Below are 22,849 nucleotides of genomic sequence, written 5' to 3'. Positions count from 1 at the left end.
GTCATCCTTTTCAGGGTCGTCACGCCCGGACCGACGTCGACGACGACGCCGGCGCCTTCATGGCCGAGGATGGCGGGGAAGATGCCTTCCGGATCGGCGCCGGACAGGGTGTAGTAATCGGTATGGCAAATGCCCGTGGCTTTCAGCTCGACCAGCACTTCGCCGGCGCGCGGGCCGGCCAGGTCGACTTCTTCTATCGTCAGCGGGGCGCCCGCCTTCCATGCAATCGCGGCTTTGGTTTTCATGTGTGTCCTGTCAGTAGTTGAACCCGGCGCGCCAGCGCGCCGTATCCGCACATCATAACAAGCCAGGGCGAAAAGCAGGCGCCTGGAAAACAGTTACCTGGCTTACTTGGTTTTTGCGCGGTTCAAAAAGGCGCCGTGCAAGCCGTTCAAGGTTTCCTCGGCCAGCAGCAGCTGGCTGGCGATTTCATTGATCTTGCGGCGGCTGGAGCGCGCGTGGTCGCGCAGCACCTCGAATGCCGTGTTGCGATCCGTCTGGAACTTGCCCATCAACAGGCCCACGGCCAGGCTGGTTTCGCGGCCGGCGGCCAGGGCCGCGTTCAGGTTCAGTTCCGTGCGGCGCAGCTGGCGGATTTCATCGGCGCGCGCCAGGCCCGCTTCAAACGCGGGCATCAAGCGGCCTTCATCGACGGGTTTCACCACGTAGCCAACGGCACCGTAGGCGGCCGCCTGCTTGCCCGATTCGCTGTCGCCGCTGCCGGACAGGAACATGAAGGGCACGGCGGTTTCGCCATGCAGGCGCTTGGCCAGCTCCAGGCCGGACATGCCCGGCATGTGGATGTCGAGCAAGGCCAGGTCCGGTTCGCGCTGGGCGATCAGCTGCAGCGCCACCTCGGCCGAATTGGCCAGCACCGTTTCGTAGCCGGCATGGCGCAGGACTTCGCCGAGAAATTCCAGCAGGAGCTGGTCATCGTCAACGATCAGTATAAGGCGTTTCGCGGCGGATGGCTGACTCATGGGTAAAGGCACCTTGTAAATATAGATGCTCTTATTATATGCCGATTATTCGCCAAATCCCCCCGCTCACGCGCCCTCTGCGCGGGCAAACAGCAGATTGAATTGCTGCACCGCAATATCAACATCGTGCGCCTGGCTGCCGTTGCCAAATACGCTGCTGATCGCCGCCACCATGTCGGCGCCGCGCGCGACCAGCGGCGCCGCATTTTCCGCCGTCATGCCGCCGATCACCACGCAGGGCAAGGCGATCTCGCGCTTGGCCTGCAGCACGATGTCCAGCGGCGTGGTCACCGGATACTTTTTCACCAGCGAGGGATAGAAGCCGCCGAAGGCCACATAGCTGGCGCCGCCGGCCTGTGCCGTCCGTGCCAAGGCCAGGTCGCCATAGCACGAGGCGCCCACGATCTTGCCGGCGCCCAGGCGCGCGCGTACCTGCGCCACGGACGCGTCCGTGCCGCCCACGTGCACGCCATCCGCATCGAGTTCCTCGCATAGTTCAATAAAGTCGTTGATGATGAAAGGCACGCCATATTTGCGCGCCAGCGCCAGCAGGGCGCCCGCCTGCTCGCGCCGCTGCTCTGCCTCGGCGCTCTTGTGGCGGTATTGCAGCAGGGCCACGCCCTCCTGCAAGGCTTGCTCGCTCACGTCGAGCAAGCGGTCGGTGTCATCCCAGTTGGGGGTGACCAGATACAGTCCACGCATGGTATTTCCTTATTCAGTCAGTCGTTGCGGCATCAGCTGGCCCGGCGCAATGGCATACGCCTTGTCCAGGGCAGCATGGCAATAATTTTGGGCCAGGTCCAGCGCCCCGGCCAGCGGCACGCCTTGTGCCAGCCGGGCAGCGATGGCCGACGCCAGGGTGCAGCCGCTGCCGTGAAATTCGCCGGGCAGGCGCGGCCAGCGCCATGCGCGCTCCCCGCCATCGCCATTACGCCAGCGGTTGACGATCACCTCGCCTTCCCCATGGCCGCCCGTTACCAGCACGTTGTCACAGCCTTGCGCCAGCAGATATTCCACGCCGCCGAGCGCCACCGCTTCCGACCCGTTCGGTACGATCACGGTAGTCACTGGCAGCAAGGGCGCCAGCGCCAGCACGGCATCGTCACGGTTCAGCACGTCGCCGTGGCCGCTGGCCAGCACGGGGTCGAGCACCACGGGCAGGCCAGGATGAGCCTGGCGCAATTGCCGGATCAGCTGCGCGATGACGGCCGCATTCGCGCAACTGCCGGGAATGCCGATCTTCACGGCGTGGATGGCCCCCTTGTCGATCAGCGCCTGCGCCTGCCGGCGCAGCAGTTCCGGCGCCACCGGTTCGACGCCAAAGACCCTGTCGTTGTCCTGCACCGTCAGCGCCGTGATGACGGGCAGCGCATGCGCGCCCTGCGCCGCGATCGCCAGGATATCGGCGGCGATGCCGGCGCCGCCCGAGGGATCGACACCGGCAAACACCAGCACCGCCGGCAAGCTGCCTGGCTTCACGCCAGCCGGCCCGCCATCGGCGACGACGGCGAGGCGGCGAATTTGCGCGGCATGCGCCCCGCCAAAAATGCTTCGCGCCCGGCCCGCACGGCCAGCTTCATGGCGCGCGCCATGCGCACGGGATCGCGCGCGCCGGCAATGGCCGTATTCATCAGCACGCCGTCGCAGCCCAGTTCCATGGCAATGGCCGCATCCGACGCCGTGCCCACGCCAGCATCGACGAGCACCGGCACCTTGGCCTGTTCGATGATCAGGGACAGATTCCACGGATTCAAGATGCCCATGCCCGAGCCGATCAGTGACGCCAGCGGCATGACGGCCACGCAGCCGATGTCTTCCAGGATCTTCGCCTGGATCGGATCGTCGCTGCAATACACCATCACGTCAAAGCCATCCTTGACCAGCGCCTCGGCCGCAATCAACGTTTCCGGCATGTGCGGAAACAGGGTCTTTTCATCACCGAGCACTTCGAGTTTCACCAGGTTGCGCCCGCCCAGGAGTTCGCGCGCCAGTTGCAGGGTATACACGGCATCCTTGGCGTTGTAGCAGCCGGCCGTATTCGGCAAAATCGTGTACTGGTCCGGCGGCACGAAATCGAGCAGGCTGGGCGCGTTCGGATCCTGACCGATATTGACGCGCCGGATGGCCACCGTGATGATCTGCGCCTCGGCCGCGTCCGTCGCTTCGCGCGTCTGCGGCAAGTCCTTGTACTTGCCGCTGCCCACCAGCAGGCGCGATGGGTATTGTTTTCCTGCGATGGTCAGCAGGTCGTCGTTGTGATTGCTTGTCATTGCTTTTTCCTTAGTCTAGCCGCCACCGATGGCGCGGACGATCTCAACCTGGTCTTGTACTTGCAAGACCTGTCCCGGCCACGCCTTGCGCGGCACCACATGGCGGTTCACGGCCAGCGCCAGCGCCTGGTTTTCCAGCGACAGCGCGGCGATCAATTGGTCCAGGGTTTGCCCGGGCGGCACCTGGTGCGGTGCGCCGTTGAGGGTGATCTGTATCAATGCACTCATCACGCTCCCCTCAGACCTTGCGGTACAGTTCGGCGCCGTTCTTGATGAACTCGATGGCCTTGACTTCCATGCCCTGCTTGAGCGCCTTGTCTTCCGCGATGCCCATGCCGGCCGCGTACTCGCGCACTTCCTGCGTGATTTTCATGGAGCAGAAATGCGGGCCGCACATGGAGCAGAAATGCGCCACCTTGGCAGAATCCTTGGGCAAGGTTTCATCGTGGAATTCGCGCGCCTTGTCCGGGTCCAGGCCGATATTGAACTGGTCGTCCCAGCGGAATTCAAAACGGGCTTTCGACAGCGCGTTGTCGCGGATCTGCGCGCCCGGATGGCCTTTCGCCAGGTCGGCCGCATGCGCCGCGATTTTATAGGTGATGATGCCGTCCTTGACGTCATTCTTGTTCGGCAGGCCCAGGTGTTCCTTCGGCGTCACGTAGCACAGCATGGCCGTGCCATACCAGCCGATCAGGGCCGCGCCGATGCCGGACGTGATGTGGTCATAGCCGGGAGCGATATCGGTGGTCAGCGGCCCCAGCGTATAGAACGGCGCTTCGCCGCACTGGTCCAGCTGCAAGTCCATGTTTTCCTTGATCAGCTGCATCGGCACATGGCCAGGGCCTTCGATCATCACTTGCACGTCGTGCTTCCAGGCGACTTGCGTCAGTTCGCCCAGGGTTTTCAGTTCACCCAGCTGCGCTTCGTCATTGGCGTCGTAGATGGAGCCGGGGCGCAAGCCGTCGCCCAGCGAGAACGACACGTCATACGCCTTCATGATCTCGCAGATCTCTTCGAAATGCGTGTACAGAAACGATTCCTGGTGGTGCGCCAGACACCATTTCGCCATGATGGAGCCGCCGCGCGAAACGATGCCCGTCAGGCGCTTGGCTGTCATCGGCACATAGCGCAGCAGCACGCCCGCGTGAATGGTGAAGTAATCGACGCCCTGCTCCGCCTGCTCGATCAGGGTGTCGCGGAAGATTTCCCAGGTCAGGTCTTCCGCCTTGCCATTGACCTTTTCCAGCGCCTGGTAAATCGGCACGGTGCCGATGGGCACGGGACTGTTGCGGATGATCCATTCGCGCGTCTCGTGGATGTGCTTACCCGTCGACAGATCCATGACGTTGTCGCCGCCCCAGCGGATGGCCCAGGTCATCTTTTCCACTTCCTCGCCGATCGACGAGGTGACGGCGGAGTTGCCGATATTCGCGTTGATTTTCACCAGGAAATTGCGGCCGATGATCATCGGCTCGACTTCCGGATGGTTGATGTTGGCAGGGATGATGGCGCGGCCGCGGGCGATTTCCTCGCGCACGAATTCGGCCGTGATCTCGGCCGGAATACTGGCGCCGTAGGCTTGGCCCGGATGCTGTCGGCCCATCAGCTCGGCCAGGCGTACGCCCATGGGGCCGGAGGCTTGCAGCTCGCGCAGATACTCCTGGCGGCGCATGTTTTCGCGGATGGCGACAAATTCCATTTCCGGCGTGATGATGCCGCGCCTCGCGTAATGCATTTGCGTGACGTTCTTGCCGACGACGGCGCGGCGCGGCTTGCGGTGCAGGTTGAAACGCAGCTCGGCCAGCTTCGGGTCGGCCAGGCGCGCGATGCCGTATTCGGAAGTCGGACCGGGCAATTCTTCCGTATCGGCCCGTTCCATGATCCATGGCAGGCGCGGCGTGTCGAGGCCCGAGCGGATGTCGATCTGCACGTCCGGGTCCGTGTAGGGGCCGGACGTATCGTAGACATAGATGGGCGGGTTCTTTTCGCCGCCGAACGACGCTTCCGTGTCGGACTGGCTGATTTCGCGCATGGGCACGCGAATATCGGGGCGGCTGCCCTGCACATAAATCTTGCGGGAATTGGGCAGCGGCGCGATGGCGGCTTCGTCGACCGTGGCGGTGGCGGAAAGAAATTTCGGATTGGCGTTCATTTTGGCTCCTTGGCTTGGCTTTTATTCAGCCTGGAGCCAGCTAAGGAGGTTCGGATGCGCGCACGCGGAAAAAGCAGGTGCGGTCATCCTAAAGCTTCCCTTCGCTGGCATTATCCAGATCAGGTTCGGAGGGTATTTCTCACCCGCGCTTGCACTGTGTTTTCACAGCGAAAGGCAGGACCCCTAGCGTTTGCCGCCTTGCGGCAGCGAGCCAATTATACGCGTTTCAAGGCGCGTGGCCAGATGATTTCGTGCAGGTGTCGCGTTTGCGTCCCGGTCTTATTTTTTCTTGCCCCAGCGCCAGCTGGTCGGTTCGCCCTTCAGCCAGCACACGCCGACGAGCGCGCCGGCGATGACGACCTCATACACGATGTACAGCGCCAGCCCATCCTGCGGCGGGAACAGGAAGGCGCCGCAGGCGAACAGCCCCAGCGCGCCCAGAAAGACCAGCCAGCCCTGCCAGGTGATGGGCATGCCCCAGCCCCAGCCATAGGTCTTGGCGGGGAACCAGTATTGCGGCGGCGTTGCGGGTGGCGATTTGTCAGCCATGATGCTTTCCTTGTCGATGTGGATAGCGGCAAGTATAAATCAGGGGCTGTGATGGCGTGCGCTGACATCGAGGCCGATGCCCCGGTAGCCGATGAAGCGGCTGCCATTGTCGAACATCGGCTCGCCGCTCACTTGCAGGTACTGCACGCTGCCGTCCGCGTTCGTGCGGCTGTAGATGAAGTCGAGGAACGGTTCGCGCGCGGCGATTTTCGCGTCCAGCAAGGCGCGCTCGCTGGCGTTCCAGCGCTGCGGCTCTTCCTCGCTGCCGATGCCCAGCATCTCGGCGACGGGGCCGGAAAAGCGCGTCAAATTGCCCTGCGCATCCTGTTCCCAGTACCAGTCGGACGACAGTTCCGTGAAGCGCTGGAAGCGTGCTTCGCTTTCGCGCAGTTCCGCCGTGCGTTCTTCCACCATCTGTTCCAGCGACTTGCTGTACTGGCCCAGCTTCTGGTACAGCAACCGCACTTCCAGCATGTTGTGGATGCGCGTCTTCACTTCCACCAGGTCGAAGGGCTTGCTGACAAAATCCTTGGCGCCGGCCTGCAGCGCGCGCAGCTTGTGGCCGGGCTGGGCCGTGATGACCAGCACCGGCAGATAGCTGCCCGCTTCGAGGTCGCGCAAGCCTTCCATGACTTCAAAGCCATCCATTTCCGGCATCTGCAAGTCAAGCAGGATCAAATCGTAACGGTGCTGCTGGTGCAGCGCGCGCACGGCTTGCGGGTCCATGGTGGAGGCGATGCGCGTATAGCCGGCGTTGCGCAGCACCTGTTCCAGCAGCATGACGTTGGCCTCCTGGTCATCGACGATGAGGATGCTGGCGTTCAGGATCTCGGTGGCTTGAAGCATGGCGGTATTCCTAAAAATAAGTGCTGTATCAGCGTACTGCATGAATGTCGTCGGCCAGGCCATGCGCAGCCGCATGGTGCAGGGCCACGTCGAGCGCGTCCATGAATTCGACGACCTTGATCGGCTTGGTCAGATAGCGGAAGAAGCCGGCCTGCAAGCCTTTTTCGATGTCGCGCGGCACGGCGTTGGCCGACAGCGCCATGACGGGTATGTGGCTGGTGAGCGGATCGCCGTGCAGGATGTGCAGGGCGCCAAAGCCGCTGATGCCGGGCAGGTTGATGTCCATCAGGATCACGTCCGGCTGGTAAGTGCGCGCCAGGTCGATGCCCAGGTGCGCATCGATGGCCGTCAGCAGTTTCAAATCGCTGCGGCGGGCGATCAATTGTTCCACCAGCGCCAGGTTGGCGGGATTGTCTTCCACGTACAGCAAGGTGCGCTGCAAGTCCTGCTGCGTGCGCACTTGCGGCAACGCGTCGCCATGGCCCAGCACCAGTTCCGGCGCGCTGCTGGCGGCCAGTTCGAACCAGAAGGTGGTGCCCACGCCCACCGTGCTGTCGACGCCGATGCTGCCGCCCATCAGCTCGACCAGCTGCTTGGTGACAACCAGGCCGATACCGGTGCCCTCTTCCGTGCTGTTTTCCTGGCCCAGGCGGTTGAACGGCTGGAACAGTTGTGCCAGCTGCTGCGCATCGAGGCCGGCGCCGCTGTCGCGCACGCTGACCCGCACCTTGGCGCCGCGCCGGCTGCACTCGACCGTGACGGCGCCGCCGCCCTGGTTGTACTTGATGGCGTTCGACAGCAGGTTGATCATCACCTGCTTGACCCGCGTGCGGTCCGCATGCACGAAGTACGGTTCGCCGCAACGGGGGAACTGCATGGCGATGCCGCGCTTTTCCGCCTGCGGCGCGATCATCGCCTGGCAATCCTGCAGCACGTCGAGCAAGGACATGGCTTCCTGCGACAGGGTGACCTTGCCCGATTCGATCATGGCCAGGTCGAGGATCTCGTTGATCAGGCGCAGCAGATACCAGCCGCCCTTGAGGATCTGCTCGATCGAGCGCTGCTGCGGCGGGCTCGGCGGTGGCACGTCGGAGGCCATCAGCTGCGCAAAGCCCAGCACGGCATTCAGCGGCGTGCGCAATTCGTGGCTCATGCTCGACAGGAATTCGGACTTGGCGCGGTTGGCCTTTTCCGCCACCTGGCGCGCTTTCTTCAGCTCGATATTATTCGTTTCCACCAGCGAACGCGTGTATGCCTGCTGTTCGCGCAGGCGCTGGTCCAGCAAGGCTTGCTCCGCCTCGACCTGCTTGCGCGCCGTATTGTCGGTGCCGATCAGCAAATAGCCGATGACCTTGCTCTGCGCATCGCGCAGGGCCGTCACGGACACGATGGCGGGAAAGCGGCTGCCATCGTTGCGGATATACGTCTGCTCATAGATGTCTTCGATGCCACGCCCGGCCTTGAACACCAGCGCTTCCACGCCGGGCGTAATGACGGTATCGAGTTCGGCGCTCAGGGCGGCGGCGCGGGCAATGAGTTCCTGGGCGTCGGAAATGCCGGCCGGCGTCAGCTTGTCGACGACGTCGCCCGCTGCGTAGCCCAGCATGCGCTCGGCGCCCACGTTGAAAATCTGGATCACGCCCTGCGCGTCGGTGGCGATGCAGGAAAAATTGGCGCTGTTGAAAATTGCATCCTGCAAGGCGCCGGCCTTGAGCACCTGGCGCGGCAGGCTGGCCGCCAGGGTACGCCGGTACAGCGCCACGAGCAGCAGCAGCAACAGGAAGACCAGCGCATCGATCAGCACGGCCGTTTCAAACGGCGCGCGCCAGGCCAGCGCGCCAACGGCCAGCAGCACGACGGCACTGAACGAAAAGGCCAGCGCCATGGGCCAGCGCGACGGTGCGCGCGGGGGAATGTTTTCAACAGATTGCATGAGGTAGCCTGGGCGATGACAACGATAAGAGGAAAAATCCGAGGAAAGATACGGTGTTCAAGCGCCCTGGCGCTGGCGCACGTCCGACAGCAGGCGCGCGAATTCCTTCTTCACCACGCCATAGCATTCGCATACGGTGTCTTCCAGTCCGGTGCGGTTCTGCACGGAAATATGCCCGCGGCGGTAGCTGATGAAGCCGCGCGCCTGCAGGCGCCCCGCCGCTTCCGTCACGCCTTCGCGGCGCACGCCCAGCATATTGGCAATCAGCTCCTGCGTCATGGTCAGTTCGCGGTTCGGCAAACGGTCCATGGTCAGCAGCAGCCAGCGGCACAATTGTTGCTCCACCGTATGGTGGCGGTTGCACACGGCCGTCTGCGACATTTGCGTCAGCAGCGCTTGGGTGTAGCGCAGCAGCAAGCGCATGACAGGGCCGGCGCGGTCGAATTCTTCCATCAGCAAGTGCGCCTTCAGGCGAAAGCCGACGCCGCCCGTCTGCACCACGGCGCGGCTGGGAGTGGAATTGCCACCCATGAACAGCGACACGCCCACCATGCCCTCGTTGCCGACGCCGGCAATTTCGGACGAGCCGCCGTTTTCCAGCAGGTAGTGAAGGGAAACGATGGCGGTGGTAGGAAAATACACATGCTGCAATTTATCGCCCGAGTCATAAATCACGTCGCCCAGCAGCATGGGCACTTGCTCCAGGTACGGCGCCAGGCGCGCGAAATCGGCGTCGAGCATGGCGGCGAGCAAGTGGTTCTGATTCGGATTGTGCGGCAAAGCGGGGAGGACAGCATACGAGCTGGACATGGTCAGGATTCCTGGTTTCCAGTCGTCAGCTAGGGGATGTTTGAAAGGCGTCCGAACGAGGGGCGCCATGAGGTGCAGCGTAACACAGCGCTGGCACAGTGGCGTGACTATATTTCTTGTTGGCATTTCTGTCCGTTCGCTAGCGAACGGACGCTACCTTGCCGCGCGCCCTACAGTCGGTCACTGCCAGGGCTGGCTGAACATGGGCCGGCCTGGCGCTTACACCGGACGCCATCATGCAATCATTCTTCAAGCGTATTTCCATCTCCGTCTCCACTTCGGCCCTGTTGACCCTGGCGGCCGGACTGTGCCTGACAGCCTTGTGCTATGTGTCGGCGCGGCAGATCGAAGCGGAAAGCGCCCGGCTGCTGTTCCAGCACCACGCCAGCGGCCATTCGCTGAGCGCGGCCCTGCTGCCCGCGCACGGACTGAGCCTCGATGCGAACCGCCGCGGCTCGCTGTATGTGCTGCTGGGCGGAGTGCTGTCTAGCCTGCTGGCAACGGCGTATGTGTACCAGCTGGTATCGCGCAACAGCGTCATCGAGCGCATCACGGGCGAGCGCACGGCGGCCTTGCAGTTTGCCAATTTGCGCCTGTCCGAGGACATCGCCGCGCGCATGCGCAATGAACAGTCGCTGCGCCTGCGCGAGCGCATCATCGAAGTGTCGGCCAACGCCATCATCCTGTGCAGCGCCGACGCGCCCGGCTACCTGATCGAATACGTGAATCCCGCCTTCGAGCGCATCACCGGCTACTCCGCGAGCGAGGTCATCGGGCAACGGCTGGAAGACTTGCAGGGGCCGGAACATGCGCGCCAGGACATGCATGCCATCAGCGCGGCCCTGCACGAGCAGCGCGAAGGCAAGGCCATCGTGCGCAATTTCCGCAAGGATGGCAGCACCTACTGGAGCGAACTGTTCGTGGCGCCCGTGCGCGACGACGGGAATGGCCCCGTCAGCCACTTCGTGGTGGCGCAATACGATATCAGCACCGTCATGCGTTTCGAGCAGGAACTGGAATTCCAGTCGCGCCACGATGTCCTGACGGGCCTGGCCAACCGCCTGCTGCTGCGCGAACGGCTGGAGCAGGCGATGGCCGTGGCGCGCCGCAGCACCCTGCCCCTGTGGGTGGTGTTCATCGACCTCGACCGTTTTAAATTCGTCAATGACACCCTGGGCCACGATGCGGGCGATACCCTGCTCAAACTGATCGCCGACCGCCTGCGCGCGGCCACGCGCGAAATTGACACGGTGGCGCGCCTGGGCGGCGACGAATTCGTCCTGTTGCTGCCGCAGCACGCCAATGGCGATCCGGGTCAGGCCATTTTGCAGCGCGTGCTCGATGCGGTGGCGCAGCCGCTGCTGGTGGCTGGCCACGAATTTTTTCTGACCTGCAGCATGGGCGTGGCCACCTATCCGCTCGATGGCGACAGCGCGGAAACCCTGATCAAGCACGCCGATATCGCCATGTACCGCGCCAAGGAGCAAGGGCGCAACCACTGGCAAAGCTATGCGCCGGCCATGAATGCCAGCATGCTGGCCCGGCTGAGCCTGGAAAGCGAACTGCGCCATGCGCTCGAGCGCGGCCAGTTCCACCTCGTCTACCAGCCGCAGGTGGAATTGCGTAGTGGCAAAATTGTCGGCATGGAAGCGCTGCTGCGCTGGCAGCATCCCACGCTGGGCGCCATCGCGCCAGGCGACTTCATCCACCTGGCAGAGGAAATGGGCTTGATCGTGCCGATCGGCGCCTGGGTGCTGCAGACGGCGTGCGCGCAGGCGAAAGCCTGGCAAAAGGCGGGACTGGGCCACTTGCGCCTGGCGGTGAATTTATCTGCGCGGCAATTCCGGCAAAGCGGCTTGCTGCAATCGGTGCGGGAAATATTGGCCATGACGGGCCTGGAGGCGCGTTTCCTGGAGCTGGAGCTGACGGAAAGCATGATGATGCAGGATGTGGAGCAGGCGATCGCCACCATGGGCAAGCTCAAGGCGCTGGGGCTGCAACTGTCGATCGACGACTTCGGTACCGGCTATTCCAGCCTGGCGCACTTGCGCCACTTCCCCATCGACGTGCTGAAGATCGACAAATCCTTCGTCAGCGACATTATGTACAGCGCCGACGATGCGGCCATCGTGCAAGCCATCATCGCCCTGGCGCACAGCCTGCGCCTGAAAGTCATCGCCGAAGGCGTGGAAACGGCGCAGCAGCTGGCGTTTTTGCGCCAGCACGGCTGCGACCAGATGCAGGGCTATCTGTTCAGCCGCCCACTGGCCGCGCCCGCCTTTGAACAGCTGTTGCGCCAGGGCCGCATGCTGCCCGCCCTGGCGATCGTGTGCTGATGGTGTAGCGATGGCTTAAAACGCGTGCCGCAAGCCGATGTTCAGCGCGCGGTCGCCCGTTCCCACTTCCGTGGCATTGCCGACCATGTAGGCGGCGTCGTTGCGGTTGCGGATGTGCGCATAAGCAAGATAGATCTTGCTGCGTTTCGACAGCGCGTACGTGGCGCCGATGGCCAGCTGCTGCGCATCGCGGTTGGCGGCATCGCGGTCATCCTTGTGGATGAACGAAGCCAGCAAGGTCGTCGCGCCCAGCGGCACGGCCACGCCGACGATGGCGTCGCGGCTGTCCGTGGACTGGGCCGGCGCCTGCGCCGCACCGTATGGATTTTCCGCAAAGAACATGGTGCTGCCATCGCCCGTGTTGCGGCCATAGCCGGCAAACGCCGTGGCCACGCCAAAGTTGTAGTTACCGGCCAGGATCGTGTTGTTGACGTCTGCCTTGCCGAACTCGCCGCCACGGCTCTGGCGCGCCAGGCGCAGGGTCAGCGGACCGTTCACGTAGCCGAGGGCCAGGCCCAGCGAACGCTGGTCGGCGGCAACGCCCGTGTGTTCGCCAAAGCCATACATGACGGTGGCCGTGACGCCGCGCATTTCCGGCGAGGTATAGCGCACGGTATTGTCGATGCGCGTGGCCGAATAGCCGGCCAGGTTGGTCGAGGCGCCGGCCATGCCGCCCTCGAACGGGTCGGCCACGTCCGTCAGCGCCTGGCTTTGCAGGTTGTACTGGCGGCCCACGGTGAGCATGCCCAGCGGACTGTTGAGGCCGACAAAGGCCTGGCGGCCGAACAATTGTCCCGCCTGGTCCGAGCGGCCCGTGTCGCCCTGCACGCCCGCTTCCAGGGTGAACACGGCTTGCCAGCCGTCACCCAGCGATTCCGTGCCCCGCAAGCCCAGGCGCGAACCGGCCGAGACACCACTGGTGAGCTTGCTGAGGCCGCGTTCCTGCACCACGGCCGCATCCATCAAGCCATACACTCCGACGGAAGACTGGGCGTGGACAACAGGCAAGGCGCCGATGGTGCCGAGCGTGGCAACGGCGAGACAGATCTTTTTCATGGTGGTTTTCCTTATGCAGGCAAAACCGGGAAAGCGTGCGGCCATGGCAAGGCCACAGGCGGCAAGGCGCGCTGTGATCTATGCCGTATCGAAAGACGACTGGCCAGACAACAATTCCTGGCTAAGCTGTGGCGGCGCGGCCGGTGAACGATGGCGCGCGGTGGTCCGCCGTGAATGGTGCACCGCTGGCGGTGCGCGTGGCTCAGGCGCCCGGCCCGCAGGGGACGCACTGAAATGGCTGGCAACGCTGTGCGCCCAGCCCTGGTGATGCAGGCAAAGTGATAGCCGACTCTGGCCCGCTGGCGCCGTCCGCAATGTTGAGGCAGGAGGCGCCGAGGCCGACATTATAACATCGCCGGCTGTTTTACCCCCGTCCCGTTGGCCGCCAACGGCCCGCAAAGCCGCCAAAACACTGAAAAAGGCGGCTTTCCACGCTGCAGGCGATGCCGCGTCATCTATAATGGTTCCTTTTGCCAATCACACGCCAAATCATGGAATTAGCCAAGTCTTTCGAGCCCGCCGACATTGAACAATTCTGGCGCACCGAGTGGGAACAGCGCGGTTACTTTACCGCCACCCTCGATGCGGGAAAACCTTCCTTCAGCATCCAGTTGCCGCCGCCGAACGTCACCGGCACCCTGCACATGGGCCATGCGTTCAACCAGACCATCATGGATGGCCTGACCCGCTACCACCGTATGCTGGGCCACAACACGGCCTGGATCCCCGGCACCGACCACGCGGGCATCGCCACGCAAATCGTCGTGCAGCGCCAGCTGGACGCGCAAAAGATTTCGCGCCATGACCTGGGCCGCGAGAAATTCGTTGAAAAAGTGTGGGAATGGAAAGAAAAATCCGGTTCCATCATCACTGGCCAGATGCGCCGCCTGGGCGCCTCGGCCGACTGGCAGCGCGAATACTTCACGATGGACGAGCCACGCTCGAAAGTCGTCACCGACGTCTTCGTGCGCCTGTTCGAGCAAGGCCTGATCTACCGCGGCAAGCGCCTGGTCAACTGGGACCCCGTGCTGGGCACGGCGGTGTCCGACCTGGAAGTGGTGTCCGAGGAAGAAGACGGCTCCATGTGGTACATCAAGTACCCGCTGGCCGACGGCAGCGGTTTCCTGACGGTGGCCACCACGCGTCCTGAAACCATGCTGGGCGACGTGGCTGTGGCCGTCGATCCGACGGACGAGCGCTACCTGCCGCTGGTGGGCAAGATGCTGAAACTGCCTTTGAGCGACCGCGAAATCCCCATCATCGCCGACGAATACGTCGACAAGGAATTCGGCACCGGCTGCGTCAAGATTACACCTGCGCACGACATGAACGATTACGCCGTGGGCCAGCGCCATAAACTGGCGCAGATCGTCATCCTGACCCTGGACGCAAAAATTACCGACGACGCGCCGGCAGCCTACCGCGGCATGGACCGCTTCGCCGCGCGCAAGCAGATCGTCGCCGACCTCGATACCCTGGGTTTGCTGGAGCAAGTCAAGCCGCACAAACTGATGGTGCCGCGCGGCGACCGCACGGGCGTCGTCATCGAACCGATGCTGACGGACCAGTGGTTTGTCGCCATGAGCAAACCGGCCCCGGAAGGCACTTTCTTCCCCGGCAAATCGATCGCCGAAACGGCGCTGGACAAGGTCGCCAATGGCGAGATCAAGTTCGTGCCGGAAAACTGGAGCACCACCTACAACCAGTGGCTCAACAATATCCAGGACTGGTGCATCTCGCGCCAGCTGTGGTGGGGCCATCAAATCCCGGCCTGGTATGACGACGCCGGCAATATCTTCGTTGCCAAGACGGAAGCGGAAGCCATCGCCAAGGCGCAGGCGGCCGGCAGCACGGGTCCGTTGAAGCGCGACGACGACGTGCTCGACACGTGGTTCTCGTCCGCCCTGGTGCCGTTCTCGACCATGGGTTGGCCGGAAGAAACGCCGGACATGAAGGCGTTCCTGCCATCGTCCGTGCTGGTGACGGGTTTCGACATCATCTTCTTCTGGGTCGCGCGCATGGTCATGATGACAGCGCACTTCACGGGCAAGGTGCCGTTTGAAACCGTCTACGTGCACGGCCTGGTGCGCGATTCGACAGGGCAAAAAATGTCCAAGTCGAAAGGCAACACCCTGGACCCGATCGACCTGATCGACGGCATCGACCTGGAAGGCCTGATCGTCAAGCGCACCACCGGCCTGATGAACCCGCGCGACGCGGAAAAAATCACCAAGGCAACGCGCAAGGAATTCCCGGAAGGCATTTCTGCCTACGGCACGGACGCCGTGCGCTTCACCATGGCCAGCTATGCATCGCTGGGCCGCAACATCAATTTCGACCTGGGCCGCTGCGAAGGCTACCGTAACTTCTGCAACAAGATGTGGAACGCCACGCGTTTCGTCATGATGAATACGGAAGGCAAGGATTGCACGCCGAATGACGCCGACCTGTCACAGGCGGACAAGTGGATCATCTCGCTGCTGCAAAAGGCGGAGCTGGACGTGGCCAAGGGCTTTGAGGACTTCCGTTTCGACAATATCGCCGCCACCATCTACAAATTCGTCTGGGACGAATATTGCGACTGGTACCTGGAAGTCGCCAAGGTGCAAGTGCAGCAAGGCACGGAAGGCCAGCAGCGCGCCACCCGCCACACCCTGTTGCGCGTGCTGGAAGTGGTGCTGCGCCTGGCCCACCCGATCATCCCGTTCGTTACGGAAGCGCTATGGCAGAGCGTTGCGCCGCTGGCCGGCAAGCTGCCGAAGGCCGAGGGCGAGCCCAAGGGCGTGTCCATCATGATGCAGCCGTATCCGATCGCCAACACCGACAAGATCGATGAAGCGGCCGAAGCGTGGATGCTGCAGCTGAAAGCCTTGACGGACGCGACACGCAACCTGCGCGGCGAAATGCAGATCTCGCCTTCCGTGCGCGTGCCGCTGATCGTCGAAGCAGGCAATGCCAGCGAGAAAGCAGCGCTGGCCTCGTATGCGCCGTACATCCAGTCGCTGGGCAAGCTGGCCGACGTGCAGATCGTCGACGCGCTGCCGGATTCGCCAGCGGCCGTCGCCATCGTCGGCACCACCAAGCTGATGCTGAAAGTGGAAATCGACGTGGCTGCCGAGCGCGAGCGCCTGGGCAAGGAAATCGCCCGTATCGAAGGGGAAATTGCCAAGGTCAACAGCAAGTTGGGCAATGAAAGCTTTGTCGCGCGCGCCCCGGCCGCCATTGTTGCGCAAGAAAACGAGCGTTTGCTCAGTTTTTCGGCGACAATTGAAAAACTGCGCGAACAGTTTGCTAAACTAGCCAGCGCATAAGGCAAGTTTGCAAGGATTGCGCGGCCGTCCCCCCTGACGCCGCGCAGCACTCTTGGTCTTGCCTTGGTAAATACACTGTTTCGTGACAGATCAAAAAAACCACAGGAGACTAGCGATGCATAAACTATTCACAGCAAGCGTCAAAGCAAGCGTATTGGTGGCCGCCCTGGCCATCGCCGGCAGCGCCACCGCGCGCGACGGCAACTACACCCCCGTCGGCACCTGGAAAACCATCGACGATGCCAGCGGCAAGCCGAAATCCCTCGTCGTCATCACGGAAAGCAACGGCGTCTTGCAAGGCAAGATCGAAAAGCTGTTCCGCGCCCCGAATGAAGACCAGAACCCCAAGTGCGACAAGTGCACGGGCGCCAACAAGGACCAGCCCATCATCGGCCTGGTCATCCTGACGGGCTTGAAAAAAGACGGCGATGCATGGACGGGCGGTGAAATTACGGACCCGGCCAGCGGCAAGGTCTACAAGAGCAAGGCCGAACTGCAGGAAGGCGGCACCAAGCTGCAAGTGCGCGGCTATGTCGGCGTGCCGATGTTTGGCCGCTCGCAGACGTGGGTGCGCGAAGAGTAATCAGGCATCAGCTGCCCTGCCAAAGCCGGCACTGCGCCGGCTTTTTTGCGTGCCGCGCGGGCGCTGTCGTGTTGTTTTCCAGGCCTCGCTCGATCATTTAGATAATATTTCCGAATGACAATAGCCTATGCGCGCCACCGAACATACTTGTAGTTTCCAAAATGAAATAGTGCATGCCTGTGACGCCATCGCCCTGTAGCGACGGGCGGCATGGCGCTGCGGATGACCCCATCCGCAGATGCCCGGCAAGGTTTTGCCCATGCACAAAGGAAACACATGAACATCTTCAAGCGATATATGACCCCGCTGCTCGTCTCGGCAGGTTTACTGGCCATGGCCGCCCTCGCCGGTTGCGGCGGCGGTGGCGACCAGGGACGCGAGCCCATCCTCGGCTTGCCGGGCGCTACCCTGTCCAGCCTGGCCATCACGCCAGCGACGGCCACGGTCGCCATCGGCGCAGGCCAGCAATTCACGGCCATCGCCACCTACAGCGACGGCTCGTCGCAAGACGTCAGCGCCAAGGCGGCCTGGACTTCCGCCACGCCGGCCGCCGCCACCGTCAACGCCAGCAGCGGTGTCGCCGCTGGCGTGACCGCCGGCAACAGCAACATCACCGCCACATTTGGCGGCAAGAGCGCGGCGGCGCAATTGACCGTTTCGCCCGCCACCTTGACGGCCATCGCCATCACGCCGCTCACGCCGTCCATCGCCGTCGGCGGCACACAGCAATTTGCCGTGAGCGGCAGTTTCAGTGACGGCGCCACGCGCGACGTCACTGCCGTCTCGGTCTTTGCCTCGGCCAGCCCCGCCACGGCAAGCATGGACGCTGGCGGCCTGGCGCTGGGCAAGATTGCCGGCACCGCGCAGATCACCGCCACCACAGGCACCTTGACGGCCAGCACCGTGCTAACCGTGACGCCTGCCGTGCTGCTGTCGATCGCCGTCACGCCGCAAAATCCCACTGTGCTGATTGCCGCGACGCGCCAGCTGGCAGTCATTGCCACCTACTCGGACAGCAGCACCGCCGACGTAACGTCCGGCAGCACCTTCGTTTCCGCCACGCCAGCCTCGTCCAGCGTCGCCAGCGGCGGCCTGGTGACTGGCGTGAGCGCCGGCACCAGCGTCATGACGGCCAGCTTCAGCGGCAAAACAGCCGGCACCACTGTCACCGTGCCTGCCGCTACCCTGGTCAGCATCGCCGTCACGCCAGGCACAGCCAGCATCGCCGTCGGCGGCGTACAGCAATTCGTTGCCACCGCCACCTATTCCGACAACTCGAACGCCATCATCACCAACAGCGCCATCTGGACCTCGGGAACTGTCGCCAATGCCGCCGTGCTGAACACCGGTATCGCCACCGGCATCGCCGCCGGCACCAGCAGCATCACCGCGACGGCTGCCGGCCAGTCGGGCAGCGCGCTGCTGACCGTCACCAGCGTGGCCATCCCACCCGTCATCAACCCGATCAACCTGGGCCGCGCGGCACCGTTCGGCGTACTGGCGGGCACGTCGATCACGAATAACTCGGGCGGCACCACCCTGATCACGGGCGACGTCGGTTCGCCATCGCAAACCGTCGATCCGACCCAGGCGGCAGGCTTCAATAACTACAAGTCGGGCGCCATCCTGGCCGGCGCCATGACGGACCTGCAAGCGGCGATCACGGACGGCAACAGCCGCATCTGCGACGTCACCTTTGCCGGCGGCATCGACCTGGGCGGCCAGACTTTCGGTCCTGGCGTGTATTGCTATGCCGGCGCGATCAGCATCACGGGTACCCTGACCCTGAACGGTCCAGGCGTGTATATCTTCCGCACGGCGCTGACCTTGAACTCGACCGTCAACTCGGTGGTGGCCCTGAACAATGGCGCCACGGCCGACAACGTCACCTGGCTGCCCGTCGGCCCGACCACCCTGGCCGCGAACAGCGTCTTCAAGGGCAACATTCTGGGCCAGTCGGCCGCCATCACGGTTGGCGACAACACGACCCTGCTCAATGGCCGCGTGCTGACGGCAGCCGCCGTTACCCTGCGCAACAACCAGATCACCAAATAAACGGGACATGACCATGACTATCGCAAACACACTGGGCGCCCTGAGCGTGATGGCTGGCGCCTTGCTGGCGGCGCAATCGGCGCAGGCACAGGGCAACACTTTCATCAATCCGGACTGGGCCAACAGCGCCTGGTACATCGGCGCGGGCGTGGGCCAGTCGCGCGCCAATATCGACGAGCCGCGGCTGCGCGCCAGCCTGGCCGCGAACGGCGAAACCGTCACCGGTTTTGCCAAGGACCAGCGCGACACCGGCTATAAACTGTTTGTCGGCAAGCAGCTGAACCAATACATGGCGGTGGAAGCGGGCTACTTTGACCTGGGCAAGTTCGACTTCCAGTCCACCACCAGCGGCAACGGCGTACTTAACGGGCAAGCGGGCTTTCGCGGCGTGAACCTGGACCTGCTGGGCCAGCTGCCACTGTCGCAGCGCCTGTCCTTGCTGGGGCGTGTCGGCATGCACTACACCCAGACGAATACCGAGTTCAGCGGCAACCGCCTGCTGGGGTCGTCCGATATGCATGCGAGGGACCGCAAGCTCAACGCCAAGCTGGGCCTGGGCCTGGAATACAAGTTCAGCGAAGCGCTGGCCTTGCGCGGCGAAGTGGAACGCTATCGCGTGAACGACGCCGTCGGCAACCGTGGCGACGCGGATCTGTATTCCGTCAGCCTCGTGTATAAACTGGGCCGTCCGGCCAGTGCCACGCCGGCCTACCAGCCCGCGCCACCGGTGGCATTGCCGCCCATCAGCGAAACCATGCCGGCCCCCGTGGCCGAAGTGAAGCCGGCGCCCGTCTCGGAAAAAGTCTCGTTTGCCGCGGAAGCGCTGTTTGATTTCGATCAATCGACGCTCAAGCCGCAAGGCAAGGCGGCGCTGGACCAGCTGCTGGGCCAGCTGCAAGGCATGGACCTGGAAGTAATCGTCACGGTCGGCCATACGGATGCCGTCGGCCCGGATGCCTACAACCAGAAACTGTCCCTGCGCCGCGCCGAAGCCGTCAAGGCGTATCTGGTGACGCAAGGCGTGGAAAGCAACCGCGTCTATACGGAAGGCAAGGGAGAAACCCAGCCGGTGGCCGACAACACGAGCGCCGCCGGGCGCGCCAAGAACCGCCGCGTGACGGTGGAAGTCGTGGGTACGAGAAAAGTGCCACGCTAAGTCAGCTGCACACGTAAAAAAACCGGCGTGGCCGGTTTTTTTTCGTCCTCGGATTATGGCGTTGGCGCCGGCTTCCGATGGTGCTTGCTCAGATGCCGGTCCAGGCTGTTGGCAAACTGCTGCCGGTCCGACTGGCTGAAGGCGGCCGGGCCGCCCGTGTCGACGCCGCCGCTGCGCAATTCTTCCATAAAGGCGCGCATCGTCAGTTGCTGGGCGATATTGTCCTTGGTGTAGAACTCGCCGCGCGGGTTCAGCGCATAGCCGCCCTTGGCCAGCACATCGGCGGCCAGCGGGATGTCGCCCGTGATGACCAGATCACCCGGATTGAGCAGACGCACGATTTCCTGGTCGGCCACGTCGGCGCCGGACGGCACTTGCACGGTGCGGATAAAACGCGACGGCGGCACGCGCAAGCCCTGGTTCGCCACCAGGGTGACGGGCAGTTCCAGGCGGTCGGCGACGCGGTACAAAATTTCCTTGATGACGACGGGGCAGGCGTCGGCGTCGATCCAGATTTGCATGCCCGCAGTCGCTTGCAAGCCCTCTTGCGCCATCACAGTTCCCACGCTTCGCCGCCGGGACCCATGCGCGGCGCGCTGACGCCGAAGTGCAGGTAGGCGGCCGGCGTGGCGACACGGCCACGCGGCGTGCGCTGCAAGAAACCTTGCTGTATCAGGTACGGCTCCAGCACGTCCTCGATGGTATCGGCCGCTTCGCCGATAGCCGCCGCCAGGTTCCCTATGCCGACGGGGCCGCCGCCAAACTTGAACAGCACGGCTTCGAGCAATTTACGGTCCATCACGTCGAAACCGGCGGAATCGACGTCGAGCATGGCCAGCGCGCGGTCGGCCACCACCTTGGTGATCTCGCCATTGCTTTTGACTTCCGCGAAATCGCGCACGCGGCGCAGCAAACGGTTGGCGATGCGCGGCGTGCCGCGCGCACGCTGGGCGATTTCGTGCGCGCCTTCCGGATCGATCGGTGCTTTCAACAGGGCGGCGCTGCGCGTGACGATTTTCGTCAGTTCGCCCGTGTTGTAGAACTCCAGGCGCGCGACGATGCCGAAGCGGTCGCGCAGCGGGTTGGTCAGCATGCCGGCGCGCGTGGTGGCGCCGACCAGGGTAAACGGCTGCAAATCGAGTTTCACGGAACGGGCGGCAGGGCCTTCGCCGATCATGATATCGATCTGATAATCCTCAAGCGCCGGATACAGAATTTCTTCCACGACCGGCGACAGCCGGTGGATTTCATCGATGAACAGGACGTCGTTCGCTTCCAGGTTCGTCAAGATCGCCGCCAGGTCGCCCGGGCGCTCCAGCACGGGGCCGGAGGTCTGGCGCAAGTTGACGCCCATTTCGCGCGCGATGATGTGCGCCAGGGTCGTCTTGCCCAAGCCCGGCGGGCCGAACAGCAAGGTGTGGTCAAGCGCTTCCTTGCGCTGGCGCGCGGCCGTGATGAAAATTTCCAGCTGGTCGCGGATCTTTTCCTGGCCCACATACTCATCTAACTGCTTGGGGCGCAAGGCCCGTTCGATGGCCTCCTCGTTGTGCGAGATGGGCGCCGCGTCGATGATGCGCTGTTCCGTGAAGCTGTCGGTCTGGATGCTCATGCCCTATCAGCCTTTCGACAGCGCTTTCAGCGCCAGTTTGATACCGTCCGACACGCCGCTGCCCGCCGGCACGTTCTTCACGGCGGCCAGCGCTTCCTTGTCCGAATAGCCGAGCGCGACGAGCGCGTTGAGGATGTCCGACTGGGCATCCGGCGCCGCGTGCGCGCCGCTGGCACCGATATCGGCGCCCAGCTTGCCTTTCAATTCCAGCAATAAACGTTCCGCCGTCTTCTTGCCGATGCCCGGTACTTTCACCAAACGGCCGGAATCTTGCAGGGTGATCGCCTGCGCCAGGTCGGCAATCGTCATGCCGGAGAGAATCGACAAGGCCATGCGCGCGCCCACGCCCGTGATCTTGATCAGCTGGCGGAATACGGCACGCTCTGCCGCATTGCCAAAGCCAAACAGCAGATGCGCATCTTCGCGGATGGCCTGGTGCGTAAACAGCACGACTTTTTCGCCCACGTGGGGCAAGTTATAAAAAGTGCTCATCGGCACGTCGACTTCATAGCCGACGCCCTGGCAATCGACCAGCAATTGTGGCGGATTCTTTTCAAGCAAAGTACCGGAGAGACGGCCTATCATCGCGTGTTCCTAATGTTATGTATATATATGAGGGCCATGCGCCTACCCTACTAAACGGCCGCGCTTCATGCGCAAGCCCTGCAGCTGGGGCGCCAGCGCGCCGAGCATGGCCAGCGCATCGAGGCTGTTGGCGTGGCAGATGGCCACGCCCAGCGCATCGGCCGCATCCGTGCCGGGCAAGCCGGGCAGTGATAACAGCCGGGAAACCATGTCCTGCACCTGCTCCTTGGCCGCCTTGCCGTGGCCCGTGACGGCCTGCTTCACTTGCAGCGCCGTGTATTCGGCCACCGACAGGTCGGCGTTGACGAGCGCGCAAATGGCCGCGCCACGCGCCTGGCCCAGCAGCAGGGTCGATTGGGGATTGACGTTGACAAACACTTTTTCGATGGCCGCGCAATCGGGCTGGTAGGTGCCGACGATCTCGCCCACGCCCTGCAGGATGACCTTCAGGCGCGGCGGCAATTCCCCTTCGGAACCCGTCTTGACGGTACCCGACGCGATATAGCGCAGCTTGTTGCCGTGTTTTTCAATGACCCCGAAGCCCGTGGTGCGCAGGCCAGGATCGATGCCAAGAATAATCATCGCCAGATTCTATAATGAATACGGCAGGCACCGGTG

At 63.3% G+C, this 22,849-nt stretch carries 21 protein-coding genes and 1 riboswitch; of the genes, 5 read left to right on the top strand and 16 right to left on the bottom strand.

Features of this window, described 5'->3' with window-relative positions; genetic code table 11:
- The 11 genes from JaAD80_RS11945 to JaAD80_RS11895 form a co-directional block, all read right to left on the bottom strand.
- Positions 1-245: alcohol dehydrogenase catalytic domain-containing protein (locus tag JaAD80_RS11945; RefSeq protein ID WP_180979393.1), on the bottom strand; the 245-nt coding region annotated here is incomplete at its 3' end.
- Between the two features lie 102 nt (positions 246-347).
- Positions 348-980, bottom strand: a complete 633-nt coding sequence (locus JaAD80_RS11940; RefSeq protein WP_102294359.1) for an ANTAR domain-containing response regulator — start codon at positions 978-980, stop codon at positions 348-350.
- Positions 981-1,046: 66 nt separating this feature from the next.
- Positions 1,047-1,682: a thiamine phosphate synthase gene (gene thiE / locus JaAD80_RS11935; protein WP_102294358.1), complete on the bottom strand. Its 636-nt coding sequence runs from the start codon at positions 1,680-1,682 to the stop codon at positions 1,047-1,049.
- Between the two features lie 9 nt (positions 1,683-1,691).
- Positions 1,692-2,459 carry a hydroxymethylpyrimidine/phosphomethylpyrimidine kinase gene (locus JaAD80_RS11930; RefSeq protein ID WP_258002946.1) on the bottom strand — a complete coding sequence of 256 codons (768 nt, stop codon included), beginning with the start codon at positions 2,457-2,459 and terminating at the stop codon, positions 1,692-1,694.
- Positions 2,456-3,250: a thiazole synthase gene (locus JaAD80_RS11925; protein WP_102294357.1), complete on the bottom strand. Its 795-nt coding sequence runs from the start codon at positions 3,248-3,250 to the stop codon at positions 2,456-2,458. Before JaAD80_RS11925 ends, JaAD80_RS11930 begins: the two co-directional genes overlap by 4 nt.
- A 15-nt stretch (positions 3,251-3,265) precedes the next feature.
- The gene (gene thiS / locus JaAD80_RS11920; RefSeq protein ID WP_102294356.1) at positions 3,266-3,469 is read right to left on the bottom strand and encodes a sulfur carrier protein ThiS; all 204 of its coding nucleotides are present in this window, start codon (positions 3,467-3,469) and stop codon (positions 3,266-3,268) included.
- A 19-nt stretch (positions 3,470-3,488) separates the two neighbouring features.
- Positions 3,489-5,402 (bottom strand): phosphomethylpyrimidine synthase ThiC, encoded by a 1,914-nt coding sequence (thiC, locus tag JaAD80_RS11915; RefSeq protein ID WP_102294355.1) that lies wholly within the window; start codon positions 5,400-5,402, stop codon positions 3,489-3,491.
- Positions 5,403-5,481: 79 nt separating this feature from the next.
- Positions 5,482-5,597, bottom strand: a riboswitch (TPP riboswitch).
- Positions 5,598-5,681: 84 nt separating this feature from the next.
- Positions 5,682-5,951: a hypothetical protein gene (locus tag JaAD80_RS11910; protein WP_102294354.1), complete on the bottom strand. Its 270-nt coding sequence runs from the start codon at positions 5,949-5,951 to the stop codon at positions 5,682-5,684.
- Positions 5,952-5,990: 39 nt separating this feature from the next.
- Positions 5,991-6,797 carry a response regulator gene (locus tag JaAD80_RS11905; RefSeq protein WP_102294353.1) on the bottom strand — a complete coding sequence of 269 codons (807 nt, stop codon included), beginning with the start codon at positions 6,795-6,797 and terminating at the stop codon, positions 5,991-5,993.
- A 28-nt stretch (positions 6,798-6,825) separates the two neighbouring features.
- On the bottom strand, positions 6,826-8,730 hold the full coding sequence (locus JaAD80_RS11900; RefSeq protein WP_258002944.1) for an ATP-binding protein: 1,905 nt from the start codon (positions 8,728-8,730) through the stop codon (positions 6,826-6,828).
- A gap of 57 nt (positions 8,731-8,787) precedes the next feature.
- Positions 8,788-9,540 (bottom strand): Crp/Fnr family transcriptional regulator, encoded by a 753-nt coding sequence (locus JaAD80_RS11895; protein WP_102294351.1) that lies wholly within the window; start codon positions 9,538-9,540, stop codon positions 8,788-8,790.
- A gap of 236 nt (positions 9,541-9,776) precedes the next feature.
- Here JaAD80_RS11895 and JaAD80_RS11890 point away from each other — a divergent pair, with 236 nt between their 5' ends.
- Complete coding sequence (locus JaAD80_RS11890) at positions 9,777-11,876, top strand: bifunctional diguanylate cyclase/phosphodiesterase (protein ID WP_102294350.1); 2,100 nt, start codon at positions 9,777-9,779, stop codon at positions 11,874-11,876.
- A 15-nt stretch (positions 11,877-11,891) separates the two neighbouring features.
- On the opposite strand, the gene JaAD80_RS11885 is transcribed toward JaAD80_RS11890, so the two are convergent.
- Entirely contained in the window at positions 11,892-12,932 is a 1,041-nt protein-coding gene (locus JaAD80_RS11885) for a porin (protein WP_102294349.1), read from the bottom strand.
- 491 nt (positions 12,933-13,423) lie between these two features.
- Between JaAD80_RS11885 and JaAD80_RS11880 the strand changes: the two genes are divergently transcribed.
- The 4 genes from JaAD80_RS11880 to JaAD80_RS11865 all read left to right on the top strand — a co-directional run bounded on the left by JaAD80_RS11880 (position 13,424) and on the right by JaAD80_RS11865 (position 20,037).
- On the top strand, positions 13,424-16,243 hold the full coding sequence (locus tag JaAD80_RS11880; protein ID WP_102294348.1) for a valine--tRNA ligase: 2,820 nt from the start codon (positions 13,424-13,426) through the stop codon (positions 16,241-16,243).
- Positions 16,244-16,358: 115 nt separating this feature from the next.
- A complete protein-coding gene (locus tag JaAD80_RS11875; protein ID WP_102294347.1) occupies positions 16,359-16,826 on the top strand; it encodes a DUF2147 domain-containing protein in 468 nt (155 codons plus the stop codon).
- Positions 16,827-17,102: 276 nt separating this feature from the next.
- Positions 17,103-18,881: an ice-binding family protein gene (locus JaAD80_RS11870; protein ID WP_258002942.1), complete on the top strand. Its 1,779-nt coding sequence runs from the start codon at positions 17,103-17,105 to the stop codon at positions 18,879-18,881.
- Positions 18,882-18,894: 13 nt separating this feature from the next.
- Entirely contained in the window at positions 18,895-20,037 is a 1,143-nt protein-coding gene (locus JaAD80_RS11865) for an OmpA family protein (protein ID WP_102294361.1), read from the top strand.
- A 53-nt stretch (positions 20,038-20,090) separates the two neighbouring features.
- Here the strand turns inward: JaAD80_RS11865 and JaAD80_RS11860 are convergent, their stop codons facing one another.
- From JaAD80_RS11860 to ruvC, 4 genes are read right to left on the bottom strand one after another with little or no spacing between them, the layout of a single operon-like run.
- Positions 20,091-20,558 carry a YaiI/YqxD family protein gene (locus JaAD80_RS11860; RefSeq protein ID WP_102294346.1) on the bottom strand — a complete coding sequence of 156 codons (468 nt, stop codon included), beginning with the start codon at positions 20,556-20,558 and terminating at the stop codon, positions 20,091-20,093.
- Between the two features lie 32 nt (positions 20,559-20,590).
- The gene (ruvB, locus tag JaAD80_RS11855; protein ID WP_034749202.1) at positions 20,591-21,646 is read right to left on the bottom strand and encodes a Holliday junction branch migration DNA helicase RuvB; all 1,056 of its coding nucleotides are present in this window, start codon (positions 21,644-21,646) and stop codon (positions 20,591-20,593) included.
- A 6-nt stretch (positions 21,647-21,652) separates the two neighbouring features.
- Positions 21,653-22,231 (bottom strand): Holliday junction branch migration protein RuvA, encoded by a 579-nt coding sequence (gene ruvA / locus JaAD80_RS11850; RefSeq protein ID WP_102294345.1) that lies wholly within the window; start codon positions 22,229-22,231, stop codon positions 21,653-21,655.
- Positions 22,232-22,273: 42 nt separating this feature from the next.
- Entirely contained in the window at positions 22,274-22,813 is a 540-nt protein-coding gene (gene ruvC, locus JaAD80_RS11845; RefSeq protein WP_102294344.1) for a crossover junction endodeoxyribonuclease RuvC, read from the bottom strand.
- Positions 22,814-22,849 lie beyond the last annotated feature (36 nt).

This window comes from Janthinobacterium sp. AD80, assembly GCF_002878455.1.
Taxonomy (GTDB): domain Bacteria; phylum Pseudomonadota; class Gammaproteobacteria; order Burkholderiales; family Burkholderiaceae_D; genus Janthinobacterium.
Note: the sequence above shows the minus strand (reverse complement) of the source record. Positions and strands in the feature narration are given on the sequence as shown.